This window comes from Phascolarctobacterium succinatutens YIT 12067, assembly GCF_000188175.1.
GTDB lineage: Bacteria > Bacillota > Negativicutes > Acidaminococcales > Acidaminococcaceae > Phascolarctobacterium_A > Phascolarctobacterium_A succinatutens.
Genome location: NZ_GL830863.1, coordinates 1 through 21634, shown reverse-complemented (window position 1 = coordinate 21634; position 21634 = coordinate 1). Strand labels below are relative to the sequence as shown.

Annotated in this window: 19 protein-coding genes and 1 tRNA gene; 6 read left to right on the top strand and 14 right to left on the bottom strand. The window is 49.2% G+C overall.

Going from position 1 to position 21634, the window contains the following annotated elements; all coding sequences use genetic code 11:
* Positions 1 to 32: 32 nt before the first annotated feature.
* Complete coding sequence (locus HMPREF9443_RS02465) at positions 33 to 1562, top strand: hypothetical protein (RefSeq protein WP_009144923.1); 1530 nt, start codon at positions 33 to 35, stop codon at positions 1560 to 1562.
* 137 nt (positions 1563 to 1699) lie between these two features.
* On the opposite strand, the gene galE is transcribed toward HMPREF9443_RS02465, so the two are convergent.
* From galE to HMPREF9443_RS02440, 5 genes are all read right to left on the bottom strand, one after another.
* Positions 1700 to 2689, bottom strand: coding sequence for a UDP-glucose 4-epimerase GalE (gene galE / locus HMPREF9443_RS02460; RefSeq protein WP_009144922.1), 990 nt, complete (start codon positions 2687 to 2689; stop codon positions 1700 to 1702).
* A gap of 3 nt (positions 2690 to 2692) precedes the next feature.
* Positions 2693 to 3574 carry a UTP--glucose-1-phosphate uridylyltransferase GalU gene (gene galU / locus HMPREF9443_RS02455; RefSeq protein WP_009144921.1) on the bottom strand — a complete coding sequence of 294 codons (882 nt, stop codon included), beginning with the start codon at positions 3572 to 3574 and terminating at the stop codon, positions 2693 to 2695.
* Between the two features lie 80 nt (positions 3575 to 3654).
* Positions 3655 to 5025 (bottom strand): phosphohexomutase domain-containing protein, encoded by a 1371-nt coding sequence (locus HMPREF9443_RS02450; protein ID WP_009144920.1) that lies wholly within the window; start codon positions 5023 to 5025, stop codon positions 3655 to 3657.
* Between the two features lie 117 nt (positions 5026 to 5142).
* Positions 5143 to 5922, bottom strand: a complete 780-nt coding sequence (locus HMPREF9443_RS02445) for a retron system putative HNH endonuclease (RefSeq protein ID WP_009144919.1) — start codon at positions 5920 to 5922, stop codon at positions 5143 to 5145.
* Complete coding sequence (locus HMPREF9443_RS02440) at positions 5919 to 7235, bottom strand: AAA family ATPase (protein WP_009144918.1); 1317 nt, start codon at positions 7233 to 7235, stop codon at positions 5919 to 5921. The genes HMPREF9443_RS02445 and HMPREF9443_RS02440 overlap by 4 nt, the downstream gene beginning before the upstream one ends.
* A gap of 175 nt (positions 7236 to 7410) precedes the next feature.
* Between HMPREF9443_RS02440 and HMPREF9443_RS02435 the strand changes: the two genes are divergently transcribed.
* From HMPREF9443_RS02435 to HMPREF9443_RS02415, 5 genes are all read left to right on the top strand, one after another.
* The gene (locus tag HMPREF9443_RS02435; protein WP_009144917.1) at positions 7411 to 8622 is read left to right on the top strand and encodes a DUF401 family protein; all 1212 of its coding nucleotides are present in this window, start codon (positions 7411 to 7413) and stop codon (positions 8620 to 8622) included.
* A 157-nt stretch (positions 8623 to 8779) separates the two neighbouring features.
* A complete protein-coding gene (locus tag HMPREF9443_RS02430; protein ID WP_040564819.1) occupies positions 8780 to 10237 on the top strand; it encodes a sodium/proline symporter in 1458 nt (485 codons plus the stop codon).
* Positions 10238 to 10433: 196 nt separating this feature from the next.
* Positions 10434 to 11027: a hypothetical protein gene (locus HMPREF9443_RS02425; protein WP_009144915.1), complete on the top strand. Its 594-nt coding sequence runs from the start codon at positions 10434 to 10436 to the stop codon at positions 11025 to 11027.
* A 229-nt stretch (positions 11028 to 11256) separates the two neighbouring features.
* A complete protein-coding gene (locus tag HMPREF9443_RS02420; RefSeq protein WP_009144914.1) occupies positions 11257 to 11451 on the top strand; it encodes a type II toxin-antitoxin system HicA family toxin in 195 nt (64 codons plus the stop codon).
* A gap of 4 nt (positions 11452 to 11455) precedes the next feature.
* Positions 11456 to 11869: a type II toxin-antitoxin system HicB family antitoxin gene (locus HMPREF9443_RS02415; protein ID WP_040564817.1), complete on the top strand. Its 414-nt coding sequence runs from the start codon at positions 11456 to 11458 to the stop codon at positions 11867 to 11869.
* A 62-nt stretch (positions 11870 to 11931) separates the two neighbouring features.
* On the opposite strand, the gene aguB is transcribed toward HMPREF9443_RS02415, so the two are convergent.
* The 9 genes from aguB to HMPREF9443_RS02370 all read right to left on the bottom strand — a co-directional run bounded on the left by aguB (position 11932) and on the right by HMPREF9443_RS02370 (position 21547).
* Positions 11932 to 12810 carry an N-carbamoylputrescine amidase gene (gene aguB, locus HMPREF9443_RS02410; RefSeq protein ID WP_009144912.1) on the bottom strand — a complete coding sequence of 293 codons (879 nt, stop codon included), beginning with the start codon at positions 12808 to 12810 and terminating at the stop codon, positions 11932 to 11934.
* Entirely contained in the window at positions 12807 to 13940 is a 1134-nt protein-coding gene (gene aguA / locus HMPREF9443_RS02405) for an agmatine deiminase (RefSeq protein ID WP_009144911.1), read from the bottom strand. Before aguA ends, aguB begins: the two co-directional genes overlap by 4 nt.
* Positions 13937 to 15175 (bottom strand): carboxynorspermidine decarboxylase, encoded by a 1239-nt coding sequence (gene nspC / locus HMPREF9443_RS02400; RefSeq protein WP_009144910.1) that lies wholly within the window; start codon positions 15173 to 15175, stop codon positions 13937 to 13939. The genes aguA and nspC overlap by 4 nt, the downstream gene beginning before the upstream one ends.
* Position 15176: 1 nt before the next feature.
* Positions 15177 to 16436 carry a saccharopine dehydrogenase family protein gene (locus tag HMPREF9443_RS02395; protein ID WP_009144909.1) on the bottom strand — a complete coding sequence of 420 codons (1260 nt, stop codon included), beginning with the start codon at positions 16434 to 16436 and terminating at the stop codon, positions 15177 to 15179.
* Positions 16437 to 16471: 35 nt separating this feature from the next.
* Positions 16472 to 17326, bottom strand: a complete 855-nt coding sequence (gene speE, locus HMPREF9443_RS02390; protein ID WP_009144908.1) for a polyamine aminopropyltransferase — start codon at positions 17324 to 17326, stop codon at positions 16472 to 16474.
* Positions 17327 to 17339: 13 nt separating this feature from the next.
* The gene (locus tag HMPREF9443_RS02385; RefSeq protein WP_021720419.1) at positions 17340 to 18788 is read right to left on the bottom strand and encodes an aminotransferase class I/II-fold pyridoxal phosphate-dependent enzyme; all 1449 of its coding nucleotides are present in this window, start codon (positions 18786 to 18788) and stop codon (positions 17340 to 17342) included.
* Positions 18789 to 18911: 123 nt separating this feature from the next.
* Positions 18912 to 20573: a biosynthetic-type acetolactate synthase large subunit gene (gene ilvB / locus HMPREF9443_RS02380; protein ID WP_009144906.1), complete on the bottom strand. Its 1662-nt coding sequence runs from the start codon at positions 20571 to 20573 to the stop codon at positions 18912 to 18914.
* A gap of 29 nt (positions 20574 to 20602) precedes the next feature.
* Entirely contained in the window at positions 20603 to 21142 is a 540-nt protein-coding gene (ilvN, locus tag HMPREF9443_RS02375; RefSeq protein ID WP_009144905.1) for an acetolactate synthase small subunit, read from the bottom strand.
* A gap of 320 nt (positions 21143 to 21462) precedes the next feature.
* Positions 21463 to 21547, bottom strand: a tRNA-Leu gene (locus HMPREF9443_RS02370).
* Positions 21548 to 21634 lie beyond the last annotated feature (87 nt).

The following is a 21634-nucleotide window of genomic DNA, read 5'->3' as shown; positions in this document are numbered from 1 at the left end:
TGCAATACATATTTTTATTACGAGGTGAGCACATGAAGCAGACAATCTATCAATATGTAAACAGCTATCTGGACGAGCATGGCCGCTTTACTGCTACCAATCTGTGCGATGACCGCTACGCCACCATTCCACGTCCCCTTGGCTCCGAGGATGCCTTTCACTATACAATGGGCAACCTGCCCAATCCCAAATCCGCCAGCATACTGCTCAAGCTGCTGCAGGCCTATCTGAACGAGCCTACCACCCAGCAGCGCAGCAAACTGTACAATGAACTGAAGGGCATGGCCTTTGCGGAATATTGCGACCCCTTTATCGAAGCTTTAGACCAGAATGATATCAACAGTGTTGCCTTCGACCTGGCGCGACGCTTTTTCTATAACGCCGACGGACGTGAGCATGTTAAATTCGCCATGCTGCTTTTCGGCATGTACGGCATGGAAAAAATTTGTCAGCAGGAGCCGGAGCTGTGGCAGGATTTGCTGCGCATAGCACACTGCGAGGAATTTACCTTCGCCTTTTTATATTCCTGCCGCGTAACAAAATTCAACCCGCAAAACGCTATCTGGGAGCTTATCCGCTGCACCAGTGGCTGGGGCAAGGTTTTCAGCATTACCGACTGCCACTGCCGTGATGAGGAGGAACGCCTCTGGCTGCTGCAGAACGGCCCCGATATCGACGTAGAATATCCGCCGTTGTCCGTCAAATTCATCAGAGAAACACATTTAGAGGAACAGCTGGCACATCCGCTTAACTACGCACAGTATAAAAGCGCTGTCATCATCGTGGGCAATTATCTGATTATGCTCAACCATTTCCCGGCAGAGGTAATCGAAGAGCAGTTCAACATCAGCGATATCCATCTGAACAAGCTGCTTACCTGCCTGCTTGCGCAGGCCGAAGCACATGTCAGCAAACCGGAGGATGTACTTGATTTAATCAGCTACGTTACGGCGCTGCAGCAGCTTTGCGATGAGCAGAACCATAGGCAGCTCACGCTTAACCAATGCCATGAGCAGATTGCCGCCTGCGAAAAAATCATCTACCGCAAGGACTGGCAGCCTGAAATTGACAGCGATTTAATCAAGGACAATAAGCTTGATTATCAGCTGTGCAACCTGGCAGTGGAGCTGGATATAGACATTTGGCCGCGGCTTTTCGATTTTTGGTTGGCACATCTGGACGAAACACCGCTGTTCCCGTACCTGCTTTCCTACGAAGGCGAGCAGCGCTCCGAACGCGTGCTGCGTCAAATCGAAGCAGACCTGCCCCGCTACTGCGTAGAACAAAACGACCTGCTGGTACCGCTGCGTTATCTCAACACACATCCGGGTGAAAGCGATGCTATTATCTGCGCTGCCCTGGAATCCATCTTCGATTTGCCGCGCGGCATTGCCTGCGGTATCGTCGATGACTGGGGACAGGAATTTATCACGCCTGCCATCCGCCGCTCGCTGATTAAAGCGCGTCAGCTCAGCAATAACGATGTAGTTACCGCACGTATCGACTGCCTGCTGGCTGGCAAGCATTTCGACATCGGCAAATTCCTCAACAAACGCAAATAAGCAGACTGCTATGCAATGTTATTGCTTAGCTTAGACAGTTATTGTTAAGAAAAGCTTTCTCAGCACATAACAAAACCGGTTTCCCTATCAGCTTAAAAGCCTGGGAAACCGGTTTTTTAGTATGCACTTATTTACTTTTAGCCGCAATAGCCATGCGGATGGCCCTTATGCCACTTCCACGCGGTGCTGATAACCTCATCTACACTGCTGTGCTGCGGCTCCCAGCCAAGCTCCTCACGGATTTTTGCCGAAGAAGCAATGAGCACTGCGGGATCACCGGCACGACGCTCCTCCTCCACAACGGGGAAGTCAACGCCGGTAACCTTTTTGGCGCTGTCAATCATCTGGCGTACGCTAAAGCCGTTTTCACTGCCCAGATTATACACACGGCTGCTGCCACCGCTCAAAAGATGTTTGAGTGCCAGCACATGCGCCTTCGCCAAATCGCAGACATGAATATAATCACGCACACAGGTACCGTCAGCCGTCGGATAATCGGTACCGAAGATAGAAACCTGCTTGCGCACGCCCTGCGCCGTTTTCAGAATCAGCGGAATCAGATGGCTTTCCGGACTGTGGTCCTCGCCGATATCGCGCGTCGGAGAAGCACCGGCAGCGTTAAAATAACGCAAAGCCACATAACGCATATCGTAGGCATGGTCATAATCTGCCAGCATGCCTTCAATCGCCAGCTTGGTACGGCCGTAAACATTGGTCGGTGCCAGACGGCTGTCCTCGGTAATAGGTACTGCTTCCGGCTCACCGTAAACAGCTGCGGTAGAAGAAAATACCATTCGGTCCACACCGGCACCACGCATAGCCTCTAAAAGATGCAGGCTGCCTTCAACATTATTAAAATAATATTTCGCCGGGTCGGTCATAGATTCGCCAACCAGACTGCTGGCAGCAAAATGAATCACCGCATCAATTTTAAACTGCTCCATAATGTGCTTGGCAAAACGCACATCATGGATATCGCCCTCTACCAGCTGTACTTCGTCAGGCACTGCCGCCTCATGGCCGGTAGAAAAATTATCATAAACAATAGGAGTAAAGCCGCTCTTTTGCAGCTCCTCCACTACATGGGAGCCAATATAACCTGCTCCGCCGGTAACAAGGATATTCATTAATTATTTGCTCTCCTTTGTAACGATTCCCTGCAGATAAGTCAGGAACTTGTCACGCAGCTCAGGACACTTCAGCGCCATTTCTACAGTTGCCTCCAAGAAGCCCTGCTTATCGCCCACGTCATAACGACGGCCTACAAAGTCATAAGCATACATCGGCTGCTCCTTAGCCAATACCTTAAGCGCATCGGTCAGCTGGATTTCATTACCACGGCCGGGCTGAGTTTGCTCCAGAATCGGGAAAATTTCCGGTGTAATTACATAACGGCCCAAAACCGCCAGACGAGAGGGTGCTTCTTCTACTGCAGGCTTTTCTACCATATCGTTTACCTTAACGGTACGTGCTTCATCAGTCGGTTCACCGGCAACAATGCCATAGGCAGAAACCTTCTCCTGCGGCACCTCCTGCACACCTAAAACACTGGCACCGGTTTTATCGTAAACATCAATTAGCTGCTTCAGTGCAGGCACCCGGCTGTCAACAACATCATCGCCCAGCAGTACGGCAAAGGGCTCATCGCCAACAAAATGCTTAGCGCACAAAATAGCATGACCAAGTCCGCGCGGTTCCTTTTGGCGGATATAATGAATGCGAATATCGGAAATTTTGCGTACCAGCTCCAGCTCCTTGGTTTTGCCGCTGGCCTCCAGGTTCAGCTCAAGCTCGATGCTGCGGTCGAAATGATCCTCGATGGCACGCTTGCTGCGGCCGGTAATAATTAGGATGTCCTCAATGCCGGAAGCAAGAGCCTCTTCGATAATATATTGGATGGTCGGTTTATCAACAATAGGCAGCATCTCCTTCGGAGTTGCTTTGGTAGCAGGTAGGAAGCGTGTTCCCAGGCCTGCTGCCGGAATAACGGCTTTACGTACAGGTTTAAACATTTTATCTTATCTCCTTGTATAGACTCAATTTATAAATCGCGGTGACTCAGCAAGCGATGCTTTACGGGAAGCATCTAAAATCAGGCTTCCTCGCCGCCGATAACTTCCAAAAGCTCTGCAGTCTTAGCCGCCAGCAGCTCCTTGTCACTCTTAGTTTCTACGTTCAAGCGCATTACAGGCTCCGTATTGGATACACGCACATTAAAGCGCCAGTTGTCATAGGCAACGCTCAGGCCGTCCAGATGGTCCTGCTCGCCGTCAGCATATTTTTTGCCCAACTCAGCCAGCACTGCTGCGGAATCTGCCACCTTGCGGTTGATTTCGCCGCTGCAGGGATACATAGCAACGCGCTCGCCTACCAGCTCGCTAAGCTTTTTGCCGCTGCGGCACATCAGCTCGGTAACCAGCAGCCAGGGAATCATGCCGCTGTCGCAGCAGGAGAAATCGCGGAAATAATGATGCGCGCTCATTTCGCCGCCGTACAGCACGTCATTGTTGCGCATGCATTCCTTCATAAAGGCATGACCGCTCTTGCAGCGTACAGGCACACCGCCGTCACGCTGCAAAATAGCTTCGGTGTTCCAGGTAAGGCGCGGGTCGAACATAATCTTTGCACCCGGCTCCTTGTGCAGGAAAACCTCCGCCAGCAGGCCGACAATATAATAGCCCTCGATAAAATCTGCCTTCTCGTCAAAGAGGAAGCAGCGGTCGAAGTCGCCATCCCAGGCAATACCAAGATCCGCACCGCTCTCACGTACAACCTTAGCCGTAGCTTCACGGTTGGGCAGCAGCAACGGGTTGGGCACACCGTTCGGGAAGGTACCGTCAGGAGTTTCGTTCAACGTGATAAATTCAAACGGCAGATGCTTCGCCAGCTCCTTCAAAATAGGACCGGCACCGCCATTGCCGGGGTTAGCAACAATTTTCATCGGCTTGAGCACGCTTGTATCAACATAGGTCAGCAAATGCTCGATATAGGCAGGCATAATATCCATATGCTCCAAAGCACCCATAGTTTTGCCTGCTACTACCTTATGCACGAACTCTTTGGTTGTAGCAACCATCTCACCGATTTCCTTCAGACCGGTATCGCTGGAAACAGGACGTGCATCACGGCGTACCAGCTTCATGCCGTTATATTCCTTGGGATTATGGCTGGCAGTAACCATAATACCGCCGTCTGCTTTCAGATGAGCGGTAGCAAAATAAATCATTTCCGTACCGCATTGGCCGATATCAATAACCCTGGTGCCGCCATGGCGCAGTCCCTCCGTCAGCGCATCCACCAGTGCTCTGCCGCTCAAGCGGATATCATGTCCGACAACAACAGTTTCCGCAGCGAACATTGCCGAAAAAATTCGTCCCATACGGTAAGCCATTTCCTCGTTAACTTCTGTGGGGTAAACGCCGCGTACATCGTAGGCCTTAAAAGCCTTGTTCGTAACTTGCATTTGTCTATTCTCCTTTTTTATAGTGTATTTAGCAAAATTTCATTGTTCAAGAACCATTTTATATTATTCTTCATCCAACAAAAAAATCCTGCCTGCATCGCAGACAGGATTTGAACGCTACAGCTTAGCACCGCTCGCACGGATAACTTCTTCCGCTGCCTCGCCCAGATACCAACGGATAACGGAAAAGAACGGCAGCGTCACGCCATTATAGTCAGGCACCAGACAGATGGTTGCCAACATTTCCAAAACTTCATCCAGCTCACGGCCCTTACTAAGCTCATCACTTATCTGGTCCTCCAGCGTATGGATTACCTCACGACGCATGCGCATCAGCCGCGGCGCGTTCAAGTTCAGCTCGCGGATAGTGCTGCGCGCCTTACCCTGCAAATCTTTGGGGCAGGTATCTTCGTCTACGTACATCCGCCCGCTATGCTCCGCATAACGGAACAGACGGATTTTGCCGGGAATCTTCAGCGGATTGAGGATATAGTTTGTAATTTCACGCCCACCCTTAGGCACATCGCAGCTGCGGTCACGCTTCTGGCTTGAATAGCGCCACTCGGGGTCAGGCACATAAGGCTGACTGCCGCCGTGGCACACGCCCAACAGATTGCGCCAATCCAGATGATAGTTGTGCCCATGCTCCTGCGTAGCATTTTTCGGATAAAAATGCTCCACGCGGAAGTCGTCAACCTCGCCTTCCTCCTCCGCCAGCTTAATGCCTACCTCACAATAGGCGCAAAGGCCGTGCTGGTCACGCAAAATTGCTTCCCGCACCTGTTTATAGCCCCTGCGGCAGCGACGGCGGAAATGCTCCCAGGTTTCCTCGGGATTATGCAGCCTGTACTGCCTGAGAAGCTCAGGTTCTTCCTTGCTTTTATAAACACGTTTCATGAGCGCCTCCTGCGGAACTGACGCATACGGATATCCATATCCGCACGCAGCAGAGCAGGCTCCTTGCCATTGGACCATTTATCCAGCTTTTTGCGCAGTTCCAGCGCTTCCGGCGTATCCCAGGCATCCTCGCTCACCAGCTGCAGATAACGCTTTAAATCCTGCACAATCGGCAGAGCTTGCGGACGTGGGCTCACATTCTGAATATCCTGCAGCAGCTGATAGCTGTTGGCGCCCAAGGAAAAATCTACGTGGCGCACGCCTTCGAACTGCTTGCTCCAGGCCAATACGCGTATGCTCTCGGCCGGCACGCTGCTAAGCACCTGCGCACTATGCGTAGTCACTACAAACTGTACCATCGGGAAGGTTTTCTGTAAATCCAGCAGTACCGTCTGCTGCCACAGCGGGTGCAGATGCATTTCTACCTCATCAATCAATACAAGCCCCGGAGTCTTGGTTACCGCATCCTCACGCAGCTGCGGATTCAGACGCGCCATGCGATAGGCCAGGTCAGCCACCATGCTGATAATACTGCGAAAGCCGTCGCTCAATTCATCTACCACCATTTCACCCATATCGGGATGACTGACAACAAAGCATTTCAGGCGGTAATTATAATACAAATCACGCAGGCCGGTACTTTCCAGACACACGTCGACAGCGTTCTGAATCGCATTCTTCAGCATCACATTGCGCTTCACCTCTGCGCTGTACTGCTGCTCTGACTGCGCACACTTGGTGACATACTCAAACCATTTCCCGAAGGTGCTGTAGGAAGAAGACGGCTCCAGGCATTCCTCGTAGCCTACATTGCGTTCCATCAGCGATTTATGAAAATTTGTCATCAGCTTGCTGTCTACCCAAATGCGCTGAGTACCGTAATAGGCCAGCACCGGCAACAGCCTGTTGCCGTTCTCCTTGGCATCGTGCGCCAATGCACAGCCACGTTCGCACAGCTCATCAGCATCATCCTCAGGCACATTTCCCTCCAGCAGGCGGCGGTTACAGGTAAGCTTTTTGCCGTAAACCTCACCCTCCAGCTTAATTTCTACCGGATAATGGCATTCCATACCATCAATATGACGCATATCCTTTTTATAAACAGGCACACGCCGCACATCCTGGGGAGTAATTTGCCGGCCACTGGCATCAAAGCTGCGCAGATAGGGCTCCAGAGCAATTGCCAGCGCATCAAAAATCGCCGTCTTGCCCTTGCCGTTTTCGCCTACAATAACTGTCAGCTTAGGTTCAAAAGCAATATCAAGCTCATCGTAACAACGGAAATTCTTCAGTCTTAATCTTTCTATCTGCATAATCTGACCTCCGTTTCTGTATCTCTGCTTACATTATAGCATTATTTGCATCCCATACTAAGATTTTTTACAGTTTTATTATGATTTTTTTGTGGCAGGGTGTATAATAAATAAACATCATCAGCAATTACTTGGTACTTGCCAACAATTACGCAACCGAAAGGAAAACCTGTTTATGAACATATTTCTTCTGCTTACAATCGCCATGCTCATGATCATCCTCATGCTGAGGCGTCACATCCCCATCGGCCCCTGTATGCTCACCAGCGGTATTTTTATCTGGCTGATGAAAGCACCGGAGCTGCCGTATCTGGTACAGGCATTACGCGAAACATTAACAATGCCGCGCACCTATGATATTCTTTTTGCCCTTTATTTTGTCATGTGCCTGGAAATCGAGCTGCGCACCAGCGGTGCATTGGCAGGTATGGTGCAGGCGCTGCAGCGCATCTTTTCCAGCGCTAAGGTAACCCTGGCCGTGATGCCTGCCTTCTTAGGCCTGCTGCCGTCACTTGGTGGCGCACGCTTCTCGGCTCCTATTGTAGAGGAAGCCAGCAAAAATCTGCCTATCGAACAGGAGCATAAAGCTGCCATCAATTTCTGGTTCCGCCATATCTTTGAATTTTCCAGCCCGATTATTCCCGGTATGATTATGGCCTGCAACATCGCCGGCGTCAGCTACGGTGAATTCATTCTGCATCTGGCCTGGCTAACCGTACTGGCCTTCTCCGCAGGCTGGTTTGTCCTCATCCGCCCCATCAAAGCGGCAAACAGCCGTACCGAAACTATTGCCAATGACAGTCAGGGTACGCAGTATTTATGGCTGGCGCTTTCGCCTGTCATTATCACCTTTATTCTCGTAGTATTCTGCGGCTTGAACGCCTCCGCCGGCATGGGCCTGGTCACAGCCTGCCTGTTTCTGGTACTTCGCTTTACTAATCGCGAGGTTGGCCTCAAGGATGTTGTTATCGGCGCTCTGGACATCAAAATGTTCCTCAATGTGCTGTGCATCCTCTACTTCATTCAGATATTGACCGTCACCCACGTGCTGCAGGAAATCGTCGCAGCCTTCCAAAGCTCTCCGCTGCCGGTGCCTGTTATCATCGCCTGCGTCAGCTTCATCATCGGCGTGCTCACCGGCATGTCACAGGGACATGTGGCTATCGTTATGCCTATCGTTGCCGCTATGCAGACAGGCAGCCTGAACCTGGCCGGCGTTGCCATGGCCTTCGGTATTGCCGGTCAGATGCTCACACCGACGCATATGTGCCTTGTTATCACCGTCGATTATTTCAAAGCCAACTTTTTTAAAACGCTTAAGCCGGTTCTGCTTTGCGAAATCATCATTCTGACTCTCTTTACAGCTTATACATATTTCACATGGTAAATTTTCAGTGCTTAGTCAGCAGCAAGCAGTGTTCGGATTAGTCCTCAAAACACTGTCCGTTGCATATTAAGCATTTTATTTTTATTATTTACTTGCAGTAGCCTAAAGTTTAAGTGTATAATAGCATTATCTATTCTTAAATTTTGGAGGGGTGTTTGTGAATTATACGGAAATGGTAGTCTTCATCGTCTACCTGCTATTCATGCTGTCAATCGGTATCTGGTTCTTCTATAAAAATCGTCAGGGTGGTGAAAAGACCTACTTCCTCGGCGGCCGTCAGATGGGACCGTGGGTAACCGCTCTTTCTGCCGGTGCTTCTGATATGAGCGCCTGGGTGCTCATGGGCTTGCCGACATCTATCTATGCTCTTGGTCTCGGTCAGGCCTGGATCAGTATCGGCCTGCTCACCGGCTATTCCTTAAGCTGGATTTTCCAAGCACCGCGCCTGCGCCGTTTTTCTATCGTGGCAAACGATGCCATCACTATTCCGCAGTACCTCAGCAACCGCTTTTTATCTAAGTCCCATGTGCTGCAGGTAATCTGTGCAATCGTTTTCCTTATTGCCTACACTATTTATTCCGCATCAAGCATCAAGGCTTGCGGTACTCTGTTCAACACCGTTATCGGCATTGATCAGACCTACACCATGTATGTGGCAGCCTTCATCATCATCGGCTACACCTTCTTAGGCGGCTTCTCCGCTGTTTGCTGGACTGACTTCTATCAAGGCCTGATGATTCTCGGTTCTCTGCTGATTGCACCTATCTTCGCAGTGTCCTTAATCAATCCGCAGGCTGTTGCCGGCATTCCGCCCGATTACTGGAATCCGGTTGCCAAAACCTCTGATATTATCTCCGGCTTCGGCTGGGGCCTTGGCTACTTCGGTATGCCGCATATCATCATCCGCTTCATGTCCCTCAAATCCCAGAAGGAAATGAAGAAATCCGCTGTTATCGCTATCAGCTGGACCGCCCTCATCTGCTTCTTCGCTACCATGGTAGGCGTTGTCGGCCGTATGTATCTGGGCATGGATGAGAACATCAATCAAAACTCTCTGGTATTCATCGCCATGGTTCGCAGCATTTTCCCGGCTCTGATGAGCGGTATCCTGCTTTCCGGCGTATTGGCAGCTTCCATGAGTACTGCTTCCAGTCAGCTGCTCGCTTCCGCTTCTGCCTTTGCCAGCGACGTTTATAAACCTGTAATCCGTAAATACCAATCCGGTGACAAGGAAATGCTTTGGGCAGGACGTATCGTTGTACTCGTTATCTCCTTCGTAGCTCTGCTTATTGCCGATTCTCCGCGTGCAGGCAGCATTATGGAGCTGGTTGCCAACGCCTGGGGCGTATTCGGTGCAGCCTTCGGTTCTGCTATCATGCTCAGCCTTTTCTGGCGCGGCTTCACCTTCCAGGGTGCGGTAGCCTGCATCATCGTCGGTGCTGTTGTCGATATCGGCTGGTACCTGACTATGGCAGCCTCCACCGGCATCTACGAAATTATCCCCGGCTTTTTTGCCAGCCTTGTAGCAGGTGTCATTGTTTCCCTGCTCAGCGGCGGTCCTTCCAAGGATGTTGCTGCGCTTTATGATAAAGCCAACAACTACTTTGAGGAATAATTGTATAAGCCTAAAAAATTAGCCACATAAAAAAGTCCGATTTGTCATCACAGACGAATCGGACTTTTTATATTCTCAGCAAAATTTCAAGCTAATTTTACCCAAAGAGGCAAAAGCATAGCATTTTCCTCTCAATCATATTATAATAAAAGTGACCAATAAAATTGCTTAATACATTATGTGAGGAGGTTCTGCCATGCGTACTTTTCTGATACTGGCCTTTTGGTACTGGTTCTATAATCAGCTCTTCTTCCTGCTGGCTGCCATGGGCTTTTTTATAATACATTTTCTTGTTGCTGTCATCGGCTTCGGCGGTATGGATACCCTTGCCAGCGGCATTCTGCTAATACTTTATGCATTAATCCTCTACAAGCTCTTCGGGCGCTTTCTCTGGCGCAGCAGGCTGCAGCAATATAATCCCGGCAACACACAGCTGCTTTGCGCCTCACTGTTGCCGCTGATTTTAGGCAGCGTTGTTCTCACCGCCAGCTTTGCCATAGCAGACGGCAAAATCTACAACACCATGACTGCCATGCCTGTGCTCGCAGCGATCAACCTCAGCCTGTCCTATCTGCCGCTCGCCAAAAGCGTCTGGACTATGCTTATTTTAGGCAGCATCTTCAACATCTTCACCATCACCTGCTTCTGGCGCTACTGCCGCAAGTATCTGCAGCAGGAAATTCCCTGGCTGAAGCTGTTCACAATAATAGCTATCTGTCTGGCAGTCTGCACTATCATTATTTACAGCATAACCATTATGTATCTGCCTGATGACAAAGTAGGAGGATGAGATAGTCAAAATTTTATCATCATTAATCCAAACATCTTATGAAATTTTTGCGAATATACCTCTAACCATATTTTCTATGATATAATAAGTCTAACATACAAATTTAATACTGTTGTCGTTCTCTTAGGAGTATTGTAGTACCAACTGCAATACTCCTTTTTTAATAGCATCACCAATACGTATTGTTTTTATACGTGTTAAATGATACAATTATGAAAGGAGCAATATCATGAAATTTAAAGAACTGGAAAAGCTACTGAAAAAAGCCGGTTGGACATTATATTCTACCAGAGGCTCCCACTTTTATTACGTACATCCACGCCAACCTAATAAAGTAACTGTTCCTAACCATAAGGGAGATATTCCCATAGGCACAGTTAAAGCTATTTTCAAACAAGCCGGTTTAGATTTTCAGAAAGGGTGATTTTATGTTATCAATGTATCCTGCGTGCTTTTATAAAGAAAAAGACGGACGATACACCGTAATTTTTCCAGACCTTAACCATCTGGCAACCTGTGGTACGGATTTACAAGATGCTATGAAAATGGCAACAGACTGCCTTGCAGGCTTTCTTTACGAAGCAAAGCTCAGCAATGAAGCTGTTCCGGAACCATCTGAATTAAACACTATTGACGTTAACGAAGAATATAACGATTACGCAGAAGCCTTTGTTAATATAGTAAGTGTTGATGTAGAAGCATATGCCAAAGAGCACTTTACCAAAGCAGTCAAAAAAACTCTCACCATCCCTAAATGGTTAAATGATGCGGCGATTGCCAAAAAGCTGAACTTCTCCAAAATTTTACAGGATGCTCTCAAGCACGAGCTCAATATCGGATAAAACAAAAATCACAACCGGTTACACATATAGCCGATTGTGATTTTTTATTATAGCTTCAATATTTACTTACCGGCAATCTTACCATAGCATTCCGGTCTGCGGTCACGGAACAGTCCCCAGCTCAGTCTGTCCTCAGACAAGGCTGCCAAATCATACTCCGCATAAAGAATTTCTTCCTGATCACGCGATGCATCCTGCACAAGCGCACCGGTACCGTCGGTCATGAAGGAAGAGCCGTAGAACAGCAAGGAGGACTGTTGGCCTGCATTGCCTTCGCAGGGCTCCACAGTTTCCAGACCAATGCGGTTTGCTGCTACCACAGGCATCAGGTTAGCTGCACTATGACCTTGCATAACACGGCGCCAATGCGGCATGCTGTCACAGTCTAAGATAGGCTCGGAGCCAATCGCCGTAGGATAGAACAAAAGCTCTGCTCCGTTCAGCGCCAGGCAGCGTGCTGTCTCAGGGAACCACTGATCCCAGCAGATACCGATACCGACACGGCCATACTTGGTATTGAAAACCGTAAAACCGCTGTTACCCGGTTTAAAGTAAAATTTTTCCTGATAAAAATGATCGTCAGGAATATGTGTTTTGCGATAAACGCCTAAAATCTCACCGTCGGCATCAATGCAGGCGATGGAATTGTATAATTCATTGACATCACGCTCAAAAAAACTGATAGGCAGAACGATATTCAGCTCCTTCGCTAAACGCTTGCCCATCTGCACCGCAGGATTTTCTTCCGTAGGCAGTGCATACTGATAGAAATCATAGCGACGCTGCTGGCAGAAATACGGACGCTCCCACAGCTCCGGCAACAGAACAATCTGCGCGCCGTTCGCTGCAGCTTCACGCACCAGTGCTTCAGCGTGCTGTAAATTTTCTTCTACGGTCGGCGCACAGCGCATCTGCACTGCTGCCACCTTTACCTTGCTCATAAGCACACTCCCTTCGGAATTTGCTGTGTAATGCAGTGAATATTGCCGCCACCGGTCAAAATTGCCCGCGCCGGTATCTGCACTACCTTACGCTCAGGACAGAGCTTGGCAAGAATTTCCGCAGCCAGCGCATCGCTTGCCGCATTCTCCCCGCCAAAGGCAGGCACTACAACACTGTCATTACTGAAATAAAAGTTTACATACGAAGCCGCCAGACGTTCACCGGCCTCGCGCATATCCTCTCCTTCAACAAAGTCGAAGCCTGCTACCTCGTCCTCGGTGATGCACACAGGCACCGCAGGCACAGGCAGCTTATGCACGATGATTTTACGTCCCTTGGCATCCGTCAGCTGCTCCAAAGCATCCAGGCTAGCCTTGCTCAAAGCATACTGCGGATCAGCTTCATTATCTGTCCACGCCAGCACCACCTCACCGGGGCGGATAAAGGCACAGACATTATCTACATGCTCGTTTGTTTCATCGTTATAAATACCGCGCGGAATCCACAAAACCTTTTCCACGCCCAGGTAAGTCTTAAGCTTTTGCTCAATCTGCTCTTTGGAAAGGTCGGGATTACGCCCGGCGCTCAGCAGGCAGGCCTCCGTCACCAATGCCGTACCATCGCCGTCGCAGTGAATAGAACCGCCTTCCAGCACAAAGGGAACAGCATCATACAGCGCAGCACCATAATGCTCGGCAAACTTTTCCGCAAAAGCATCGTCCTGCTCATAATCGGGATACAGGCCGTCTACCTCGCCACCCCAGGCGTTAAAGCGCCAGTTTACACCGCGCAGCTCGCGTCCCTGCGCGCCGTCACGCACAACAAACGTCGGACCGATGTCACGCGCCCAGCTGTCATCTGTTTCCATAGCTAGCAGCTCAACGTTAGCGACACCTGCAAGATATTCCTGCGCTACGGCAAAGTGCTTAGCACCGCAGATAACATAAACCTTTTCGCTCGCCGCAATCGCCTTAATCACAGCCGTAAACGCTTCGCAGGCCGCAACTGCGCCAAAGCTCCAGGAGCCCGGACGCTGCGGCCAAACGATAATGCAGCCATCATGCGGTTCGTATTCGCCGGGCATATGAAAGCCGTCGGCAGCGGGAGTAAAGTTTTTCTCTAACATCATGACAAACGTCCTTTAAAATCTTCATAACCGAAACGGCGTACAAGCTCCGTAGTACCATCCTTGTGCAACAGCACAATATCAGGCAGCGGAATGCCGTTAAAGGTATTATTTTTTACCATGGAATAAATCGCCATATCCTCAAAAATCAGCTTATCGCCAACCTTGATTTCCTTGTCAAAGCTGTAATCGCCAATCACGTCACCGGCCAGACAAGTCATAGAGGACAAACGGTATTTATATTGCTTTTCGTCAGCCTCATAGCCGTCGCGCAGAGTCGGACGGTACGGCATCTCCAGCACGTCAGGCATATGACAGGCAGCCGATGCGTCAAGGATAAGAATATCCAGACCGTTATGCACAATATCCAGCACCTCACTCACAAGATAGCCGGCATTGAGTGCCACAGCCTCACCGGGCTCCAGATATACCTCAACGTGATAGGTAGCGCGAATATATTTTACTAAATCAATCAGTGCTTCCACATCATAATCACTGCGCGTAATATGATGACCGCCGCCCAAATTCAGCCATTTAAGCTGTGCAAAATACTTGCTGAACTTCGCCTCGAAGGCCTTCCAGGTCGTCAGCAGATCATCAGCGTTCTGCTCACACAGCGTATGGAAATGCAGGCCCTCGATTTCCGGCGGTAAAACCTGCGGGAAGTTAGCCAGTGTTACACCCAAACGTGAGCCATAGGCACAGGGATCATAAATTGCATGCTCACCCTCCTGCGTCGAGCATTCCGGGTTCACGCGGATACCAACGCTCACACCGGCCTGAGCGCAAACAGCCTTATGCTTTTCAAACTGCGCAAAGCTGTTGAAAATAATATGGTCGCAGATTTGCACCAGCTCCTGCATATCCTGCTCCTTAAAAGCAGGTGCAAAAACATGGTTCTCCTTGCCCATCTCCTCATGACCGAGGCGCGCTTCGTAAATACCGCTTGCCGTCGTGCCTGCCAGATATTCACCCATCAGCGGATAGAGGCGGAACATAGAAAAGCATTTCTGTGCCAGCAGAATATGCGCACCGCTTTCGCACTGCACATGCTGCAAAAGGCGCAGATTATTCAGCAGCTTAGCCTCATCAACCACATAGCAGGGAGTCGGCAGCGCCTTCAGCGCCGCCTCCTCACGCTCTGCGCGCAAATTCTTCTGCAAATCAGCCAGACGGGAAGCACCCTCAGCCTTGTCGACAACATATGCCGGCATTACAGTTTTCTTGGCGTCCGTCATCTTATTCTACCGTAGCCGGGTTTTCGTCAACAACCCAAGGCAGGCCGAACTTATTCAGCATATCCATGTACGGATCCGGATCGAATTCTTCCACATTGAATACGCCTTTGCCCTGCCATTGCTTAGTAATAACCAGAGCAGTACCGATCATTGCAGGAACGCCGGTGGTGTAGCTGATAGCCTGAGAGCCGACCTCTTTGTAGCATTCCTGATGGTCGCAGACATTATAAATATAAATGGTCTTTTTCTTGCCATCTTTGGTACCGGTGAAGATACAGCCGATGTTGGTTTTGCCTACGGTGCGAGGACCGAGGGAAGCAGGATCCGGCAGCAGTGCTTTGAGGAACTGAATAGGCACGATCTCCTTGCCTTCATAGTTAATCGGCTTGGTGGACAGCATGCCAACGTTCTCCAGGCACTTCATATGTGTCAGATAGCTTTGACCGAAGGTCATAAAGAAGCGGATGCGTTTTACGCCGGGAATATTCTTCGCCAGAGATTCAATTTCCTCATGGTGCAGCAGATACATATCCTTCATGCCTACCTCAGGGAAATCATACTCGCGTTTGATAGCCATAGCAGGGATTTCTACCCAATGGCCGTTTTCCCAATAGGAGCCGGGAGCAGAAACCTCACGCAGGTTAATTTCCGGGTTGAAGTTGGTAGCGAACGGATAACCGTGGTCGCCGCCGTTGCAGTCCAGAATATCAATAGTTTCGATTTCGTCAAAATAATGCTTCAGTGCGTAAGCGGAGAATACACTGGTAACACCGGGGTCAAAGCCAGTGCCGAGCAGAGCCATGATGCCGGCCTGCTCAAATTTTTCTTTATAAGCCCATTGCCAGGAATAATCGAAGTAAGCAGAGAAGCCCTCTTCCTTGCAGCGCTTGTCATAAACTGCACGCCATGCGGGATCGTCAATGTTTTCCGGCTCATAGTTAGCGGTATCGATGTAATCAACCTTGCATTCCAGGCAGGCATCCATAATAGTCAGGTCCTGATAAGGCAGAGCAACATTCAGCACTGCATCCGGTTGGTAAGCCTTAATCAGCTGCACAAGCTGTTCCTTGCTGTCAGCGTCAACCTGTGCTGTAGTAATCACAGTAGAGGTCGTGGGCTGCAGCTTTTCTTTAACTGCGTCACATTTGGACTTCGTACGGCTGGCAATACACAGCTCGGTGAAAACATCACTGTTTTGACAGCATTTTGCGATAGCTACGCCGGCAACACCGCCGCAGCCGATTACTAATAATTTACTCATAATTCAAATCATCTCCTGTTCATAAATTAAATAAATTATCTTTCTTCTTCCTCCAACATATCTTCAACATACTTAGGCAGCATAAACGCTCCCTTATGCAGATGCTCGGAATAATACCAGGTCTTGATGCCGCGCTCCAGCCACTTCTTGGCATCAAAATCCTTCAGCGGATGATACTTCTTGGAAGCAAAGCCGAACAGCCAGTAACCGGAAGGACAGGTCGGAATGTGCGCCTGATATACACGGCTGATGGGAAAGCTGTGGCTGGCCTTGCGGTGCATGGCGCGGCAGGTTTCCTCATCCTCATCGTAGAAGGGGCTGCCATGCTGATAAACCATGATGCCGTCCTCCTTGAGCGCACGGAAGCAGTTACCGTAGAATTCCTTGGTAAACAGGCCCGCTGCATGTCCTAAGGGATCGATAGCATCGCTGATAATCAAATCGTATTCATCAACCTTGGTACGCAAAAAGCGCAGACCGTTAGCGTTGAATACAGTTACGCGCGGGTCATCAAGACCGCAGGCGTTGTCCGGGAAATAGTCACGGCAGACATCGATAAAAACATGGTCTGTTTCTACTACGTCGATTTCCTCTATTTCATCATAATGCGTCAGCTCGCGCGCTACACCGCCGTCGCCGCCGCCTATTACCAGTACCTTGCGCACATGCGGATGCACTGCCATAGGCACATGGACAATCATTTCGTCATAAACAAATTCGTCCTTTTCCGAAAAGACTATGGTACCGTCACAGCTGATAAAGCGACCGAATTCCTTGGATTCAAAAACGTCTATTCTTTGGAAATCCGTATCCGCACCGAAAAGCTGCTTTTCGATTTTGATATCCAGCTTCACATCTTCTGTATGATAGTCAGAAAACCATAGCTCCATTTAATCACGTCCTTTATACTAATACATTGATATTATTAACATCCGGATCCTCAGGTCCCTGCATGGAGCAACCCTTTTCCTTGGCATAAATAATATAATCGATAATATCCTTGGTGATAACCTCACCCGGCGCCAGAATAGGAATTCCCGGCGGGTAGCACATTACAAATTCACTGCAGATGCGTCCCGCAGTTTCGCGTATAGGCAAAGATTCGTCCTTGGCATAAAAAGCCTTCTGCGGCGAAACAACAACCTTAGGTGCGATATATTCGGTATTGAGCATTTGCGACGGATCCTTGGAATACAGGCGCTTGATATCTGCCAAAGCACCCACAAGACGTTCAATATCCTGAATACGGTCACCGATAGAAATATAAGCAAGAATGTTGGCTATATCACCAAACTCAATCTGGATATCATATTCATCGCGCAACAGGTCATAAACCTCGATGCCTGCAAGACCGATATCACGCGTATAGACCGAAAGCTTGGTAACATCAAAATCATAAATACTGCTGCCGTTTTTCAGCTCGCGTCCGTAAGCATAGAAGCCGCCGATAGAATTAATTTCCTCACGGGCATATTCCGCCATCTCCTGCACCTTGCCGAAGGATGCCTCACCGCGCATATACAGGTTACGGCGTGAAATATCCAGGCTGGAAAGCAGAAGATAAGAAGCACTGGTAGTCTGCGTCAGATTGATAATCTGGCTTACATACTCCCAGTTGACATTAGGCCCTGTCAGCAAAAGGCTACTCTGCGTCAGACTGCCACCTGATTTATGCATAGAAACAGATGCCATGTCAGCACCGGCCGCCATCGCATTAACAGGCATATTTTTTCCGAAATAAAAATGTGTACCGTGCGCCTCGTCTACCAGGCAGAGCATGTTATGCTCATGCGCCAGCTTGACGATAGAACGCAAATCCGAACAGATACCATAATAAGTAGGATTGTTTACGAGCACCGCCGTAGCATCGGGATTTGCCTTAATTGCCTTAGCTACCTCGCCGATCTCCATCCCCAGAGAAATTCCCAGCTTACTGTCAACCTGCGGATTGATATAAACCGGAATCGCGCCATTAAGTACGAGCGCGTTAATCACACTTTTGTGTACATTGCGCGGCAGGATAATTTTATCGCCTGCCTTACAGGAGGACAAGACCATGCTTTGCACGGACGAGGTCGTACCTCCTACCATAAAGAATGCGTGTGCCGCACCGAAAGCCTCTGCTGCCAGCTCCTCTGCGTCGCGGATTACCGAAACAGGATGGCAGAGATTATCAAGAGGCTTCATGGAATTGACATCCAGGTTTACGCATTTTTCTCCCAGCAGCTCGCGAAGCTCCGGGTTGCCACGACCGCGCTTATGACCTGGTACATCAAATGGCACAACGCGTTTTTTACGAAAACGCTCCAGTGCCTCGTACACCGGAGCAGAAGTTTGTGATAAATTTCCCATTTTCTTCTCCAAAGCATAAAAAAATAAAAGGACAGATGATATTTTCTTCTGTCCCTTTATCGTAACATTTTTAACCTGTTTCAGCAAGAGTTTTAAGAGTAACTAAGCAAAATCTTAGCCAATTCAGTTTATCTCATCGTCAGCGAATTTTACAAAATCATTAATTCCCAGTCCCGGAGCTACCATTGGGAGTACCATATTTTTAGGATTAATGCAAACCTCTATAAGATAAGGCTTCCTGCATTCCCACGCCTTGGCCACTGCCTGAGCCAAAGCCTCCGGCGTATCCGCATGCTCTCCTTCAATTCCGAAGGCAGCAGCATATTTTACAAAATCAACATAGCCCGGCAGCTCGCAGGCCGTAAAGCGTTTGGCAAACTGCACCGTCTGCAGCTGGCGTATCATTCCCAGTCCGCTGTTATTGAACACTATAGCGATAACAGGCACATTATTGCTGGCAATAGTAAAAAGCTCGCTGCCTGTCATCTTAAAGCCGCCGTCACCGCTTATGCTGATGACACGGCTCTGCGGACGCGCCAGCTGTGCGCCTAACGCAGCAGGCAGGCCGAATCCCATCGTACCTAAGCCACCGCTTGTCAGCCACTGGCGGGCAAACTGTATCTTCAAATGCTGCGCTGCCCACATCTGATGCTGCCCTACGTCCGTAGTAATAATATAATCCTTGTCCTTGAGCACCGGATTCAATGCTTTAAAGAACCGGGGCGCCTCCTCGTCCCCAAAATCATCGTCCATACCCGGCCAGGAATTTATCTTATCCCACCATGAGCTCAAATCGTGCGGCTGCGCTGCCTTTTCCAAAGCATTCAGCGTTGCTACCATATCTCCGGTTATGCCTATACCCGAATCAATATTTTTATCTACCTCGGCAGGGTCAATATCAAGATGGATAATAAGCTTGTTGGCACTGTAGCTGCTGCGTTCGCCTGTAACGCGGTCATTAAAGCGGCTGCCGACAGCCAAAATCAGGTCGGCTTCCTTAACGGCATTATTGGCACGTTCATGTCCATGCAGGCCTGTCATTCCCAAAAACAGCTGTCTGTAGGCACTAATCGCACCAAGCCCCATCAACGTGCTGACAACTGGAATATGCAGCTTTTCACACAAATGCATGGCATCATATTCTGCATTGGCATTGATAACGCCACCGCCGACCAGCATTACCGGACGCTTTGCCTTATTGATAGCTGCTGCAGCCGCTGCCACACGTTCAGCATCAGGCTCCAGCGGCTGCAGCTCCGCCAGACGGGATTCCTCAAAATCTATCAGTGCCGTCTGCACATCGCGCGGCACATCTACCAACACCGGTCCCGGGCGTCCTTCACGCGCCAGCTGGAAGGCAAGTCGCAATGTCTGCGCCAGATTTTCCGGCTTTTTAACTAAAAAATTATGCTTGGTAATAGGCATTGTAATACCTGTGATATCTACCTCCTGGAACGCGTCATGGCCGATAAGCGCCCTGTTTACCTGACCTGTAATGGCCACAACCGGTACGGAATCTAAAAATGCCGTTGCCAGACCTGTGACCAGATTGGTTGCACCGGGACCTGATGTAGCTATACACACGCCAACCTTACCTGAAGCACGCGCAAAGCCGTCTGCCGCATGTGTAGCACCCTGCTCATGCGCCGTTAATATATGTTGTATCGTACTTTGCCGTAATGCATCATAAAAAGGGAGAATCGCACCCCCGGGATATCCGAAAACCGTTGTTACCCCTTCTTCTGCCAGTATTCTGCACATAATCTCTGCGCCGCTTAACTGCATACGCTCACTTCCTTCCGCAAATCTATCTCTTATATTGCCGCATGACCATCATCCATCTGCGGCCATTCAAAACGTGATTTTTCCACAGCCAGCGACGTATCTCCGCGCTCTAAAGCAACAAGGCCGGTCTGTACCATTTCGGTTACGCCATATGGACGCATAACATCAACAAAAGCGCGCAGCTTGCCTTCATCGCCGGTAGCAACAAATATCAGTGACTCACCGGTTACATCCACGGCATGCGCACGGAACACTTCCGCCAGCTGCAGCAGCTCCGGACGCTTATTGCCGGCCTTTACCTTAACCAAAATCATACTGCGGGTAGCACTGGATTTAGGAGGCAACACCTTGACACGCTCTACCTCAACCAGCTTCGCCAGCTGTTTGGTAACCTGAATAATGGTCGGCTCGTCAGCTTCCATCGTCACTGTCATACGCGAGAACTCCGGGTTTTGCGTCGTGCCTACCGCCAGGCTGTCAATATTGAAGCCACGGCGTGAAAACATGCCTGCTACACGCATCAGTACGCCAGGCTGATTACGTACAACAATCGATAAAATTTGCTCCATATCTTTCCCTCCTGCAATAACATGTCTACAGCTCTGATGCTCTTACAAATCTGTCAGGCTTGCCGGCATCATCTAATCAGTGTTTTTTTATTATTTCAGCAAGCAGTTTTTTGTCAACAAAAAGTGTAATATTTGTATATTATTTTTTGATTACAGCTTATTAGTGTAAACACTATTACAGATTTCAGTGTACAAAAAAAGCCCACGCAGCTATTGCCACGTGAGCAGTAAAACATCCAACAGCATTCTTTTGTTTAACAGTTGAAGCAAATAATCAAAAAGCTCACGTGACCATTCCACGTGAGCCTGATTTATAAGGTTGGTGCGAGTGACAGGAATCGAACCTGCACGCCGAAAGGCGCTAGATCCTAAGTCTAGTGCGTCTGCCAGTTCCGCCACACTCGCATATAAAATATTATATCATAACAAGAACATCTATGGCAACTGTCCATGTAAACAAAGGCCGCGTCAGTTTACTGTAGGAATCAAAAG

Coding starts and splice junctions, on each gene's coding strand:
- ilvN (WP_009144905.1), bottom strand. CDS start 21,142: ATGGAGCAAATTTTATCGATTGTTGTACGTAATCAGCCTGGCGTACTG.
- HMPREF9443_RS02465 (WP_009144923.1), top strand. CDS start 33: ATGAAGCAGACAATCTATCAATATGTAAACAGCTATCTGGACGAGCAT.
- galU (WP_009144921.1), bottom strand. CDS start 3,574: ATGTTTAAACCTGTACGTAAAGCCGTTATTCCGGCAGCAGGCCTGGGA.
- HMPREF9443_RS02425 (WP_009144915.1), top strand. CDS start 10,434: ATGCGTACTTTTCTGATACTGGCCTTTTGGTACTGGTTCTATAATCAG.
- HMPREF9443_RS02435 (WP_009144917.1), top strand. CDS start 7,411: ATGAACATATTTCTTCTGCTTACAATCGCCATGCTCATGATCATCCTC.
- HMPREF9443_RS02445 (WP_009144919.1), bottom strand. CDS start 5,922: ATGAAACGTGTTTATAAAAGCAAGGAAGAACCTGAGCTTCTCAGGCAG.
- speE (WP_009144908.1), bottom strand. CDS start 17,326: ATGGAGCTATGGTTTTCTGACTATCATACAGAAGATGTGAAGCTGGAT.
- galE (WP_009144922.1), bottom strand. CDS start 2,689: ATGAATATCCTTGTTACCGGCGGAGCAGGTTATATTGGCTCCCATGTA.
- HMPREF9443_RS02395 (WP_009144909.1), bottom strand. CDS start 16,436: ATGAGTAAATTATTAGTAATCGGCTGCGGCGGTGTTGCCGGCGTAGCT.
- ilvB (WP_009144906.1), bottom strand. CDS start 20,573: ATGCAGTTAAGCGGCGCAGAGATTATGTGCAGAATACTGGCAGAAGAA.
- nspC (WP_009144910.1), bottom strand. CDS start 15,175: ATGACGGACGCCAAGAAAACTGTAATGCCGGCATATGTTGTCGACAAG.
- HMPREF9443_RS02420 (WP_009144914.1), top strand. CDS start 11,257: ATGAAATTTAAAGAACTGGAAAAGCTACTGAAAAAAGCCGGTTGGACA.
- aguB (WP_009144912.1), bottom strand. CDS start 12,810: ATGAGCAAGGTAAAGGTGGCAGCAGTGCAGATGCGCTGTGCGCCGACC.
- HMPREF9443_RS02450 (WP_009144920.1), bottom strand. CDS start 5,025: ATGCAAGTTACGAACAAGGCTTTTAAGGCCTACGATGTACGCGGCGTT.
- HMPREF9443_RS02385 (WP_021720419.1), bottom strand. CDS start 18,788: ATGGGAAATTTATCACAAACTTCTGCTCCGGTGTACGAGGCACTGGAG.
- HMPREF9443_RS02440 (WP_009144918.1), bottom strand. CDS start 7,235: ATGCAGATAGAAAGATTAAGACTGAAGAATTTCCGTTGTTACGATGAG.
- HMPREF9443_RS02415 (WP_040564817.1), top strand. CDS start 11,456: ATGTTATCAATGTATCCTGCGTGCTTTTATAAAGAAAAAGACGGACGA.
- aguA (WP_009144911.1), bottom strand. CDS start 13,940: ATGATGTTAGAGAAAAACTTTACTCCCGCTGCCGACGGCTTTCATATG.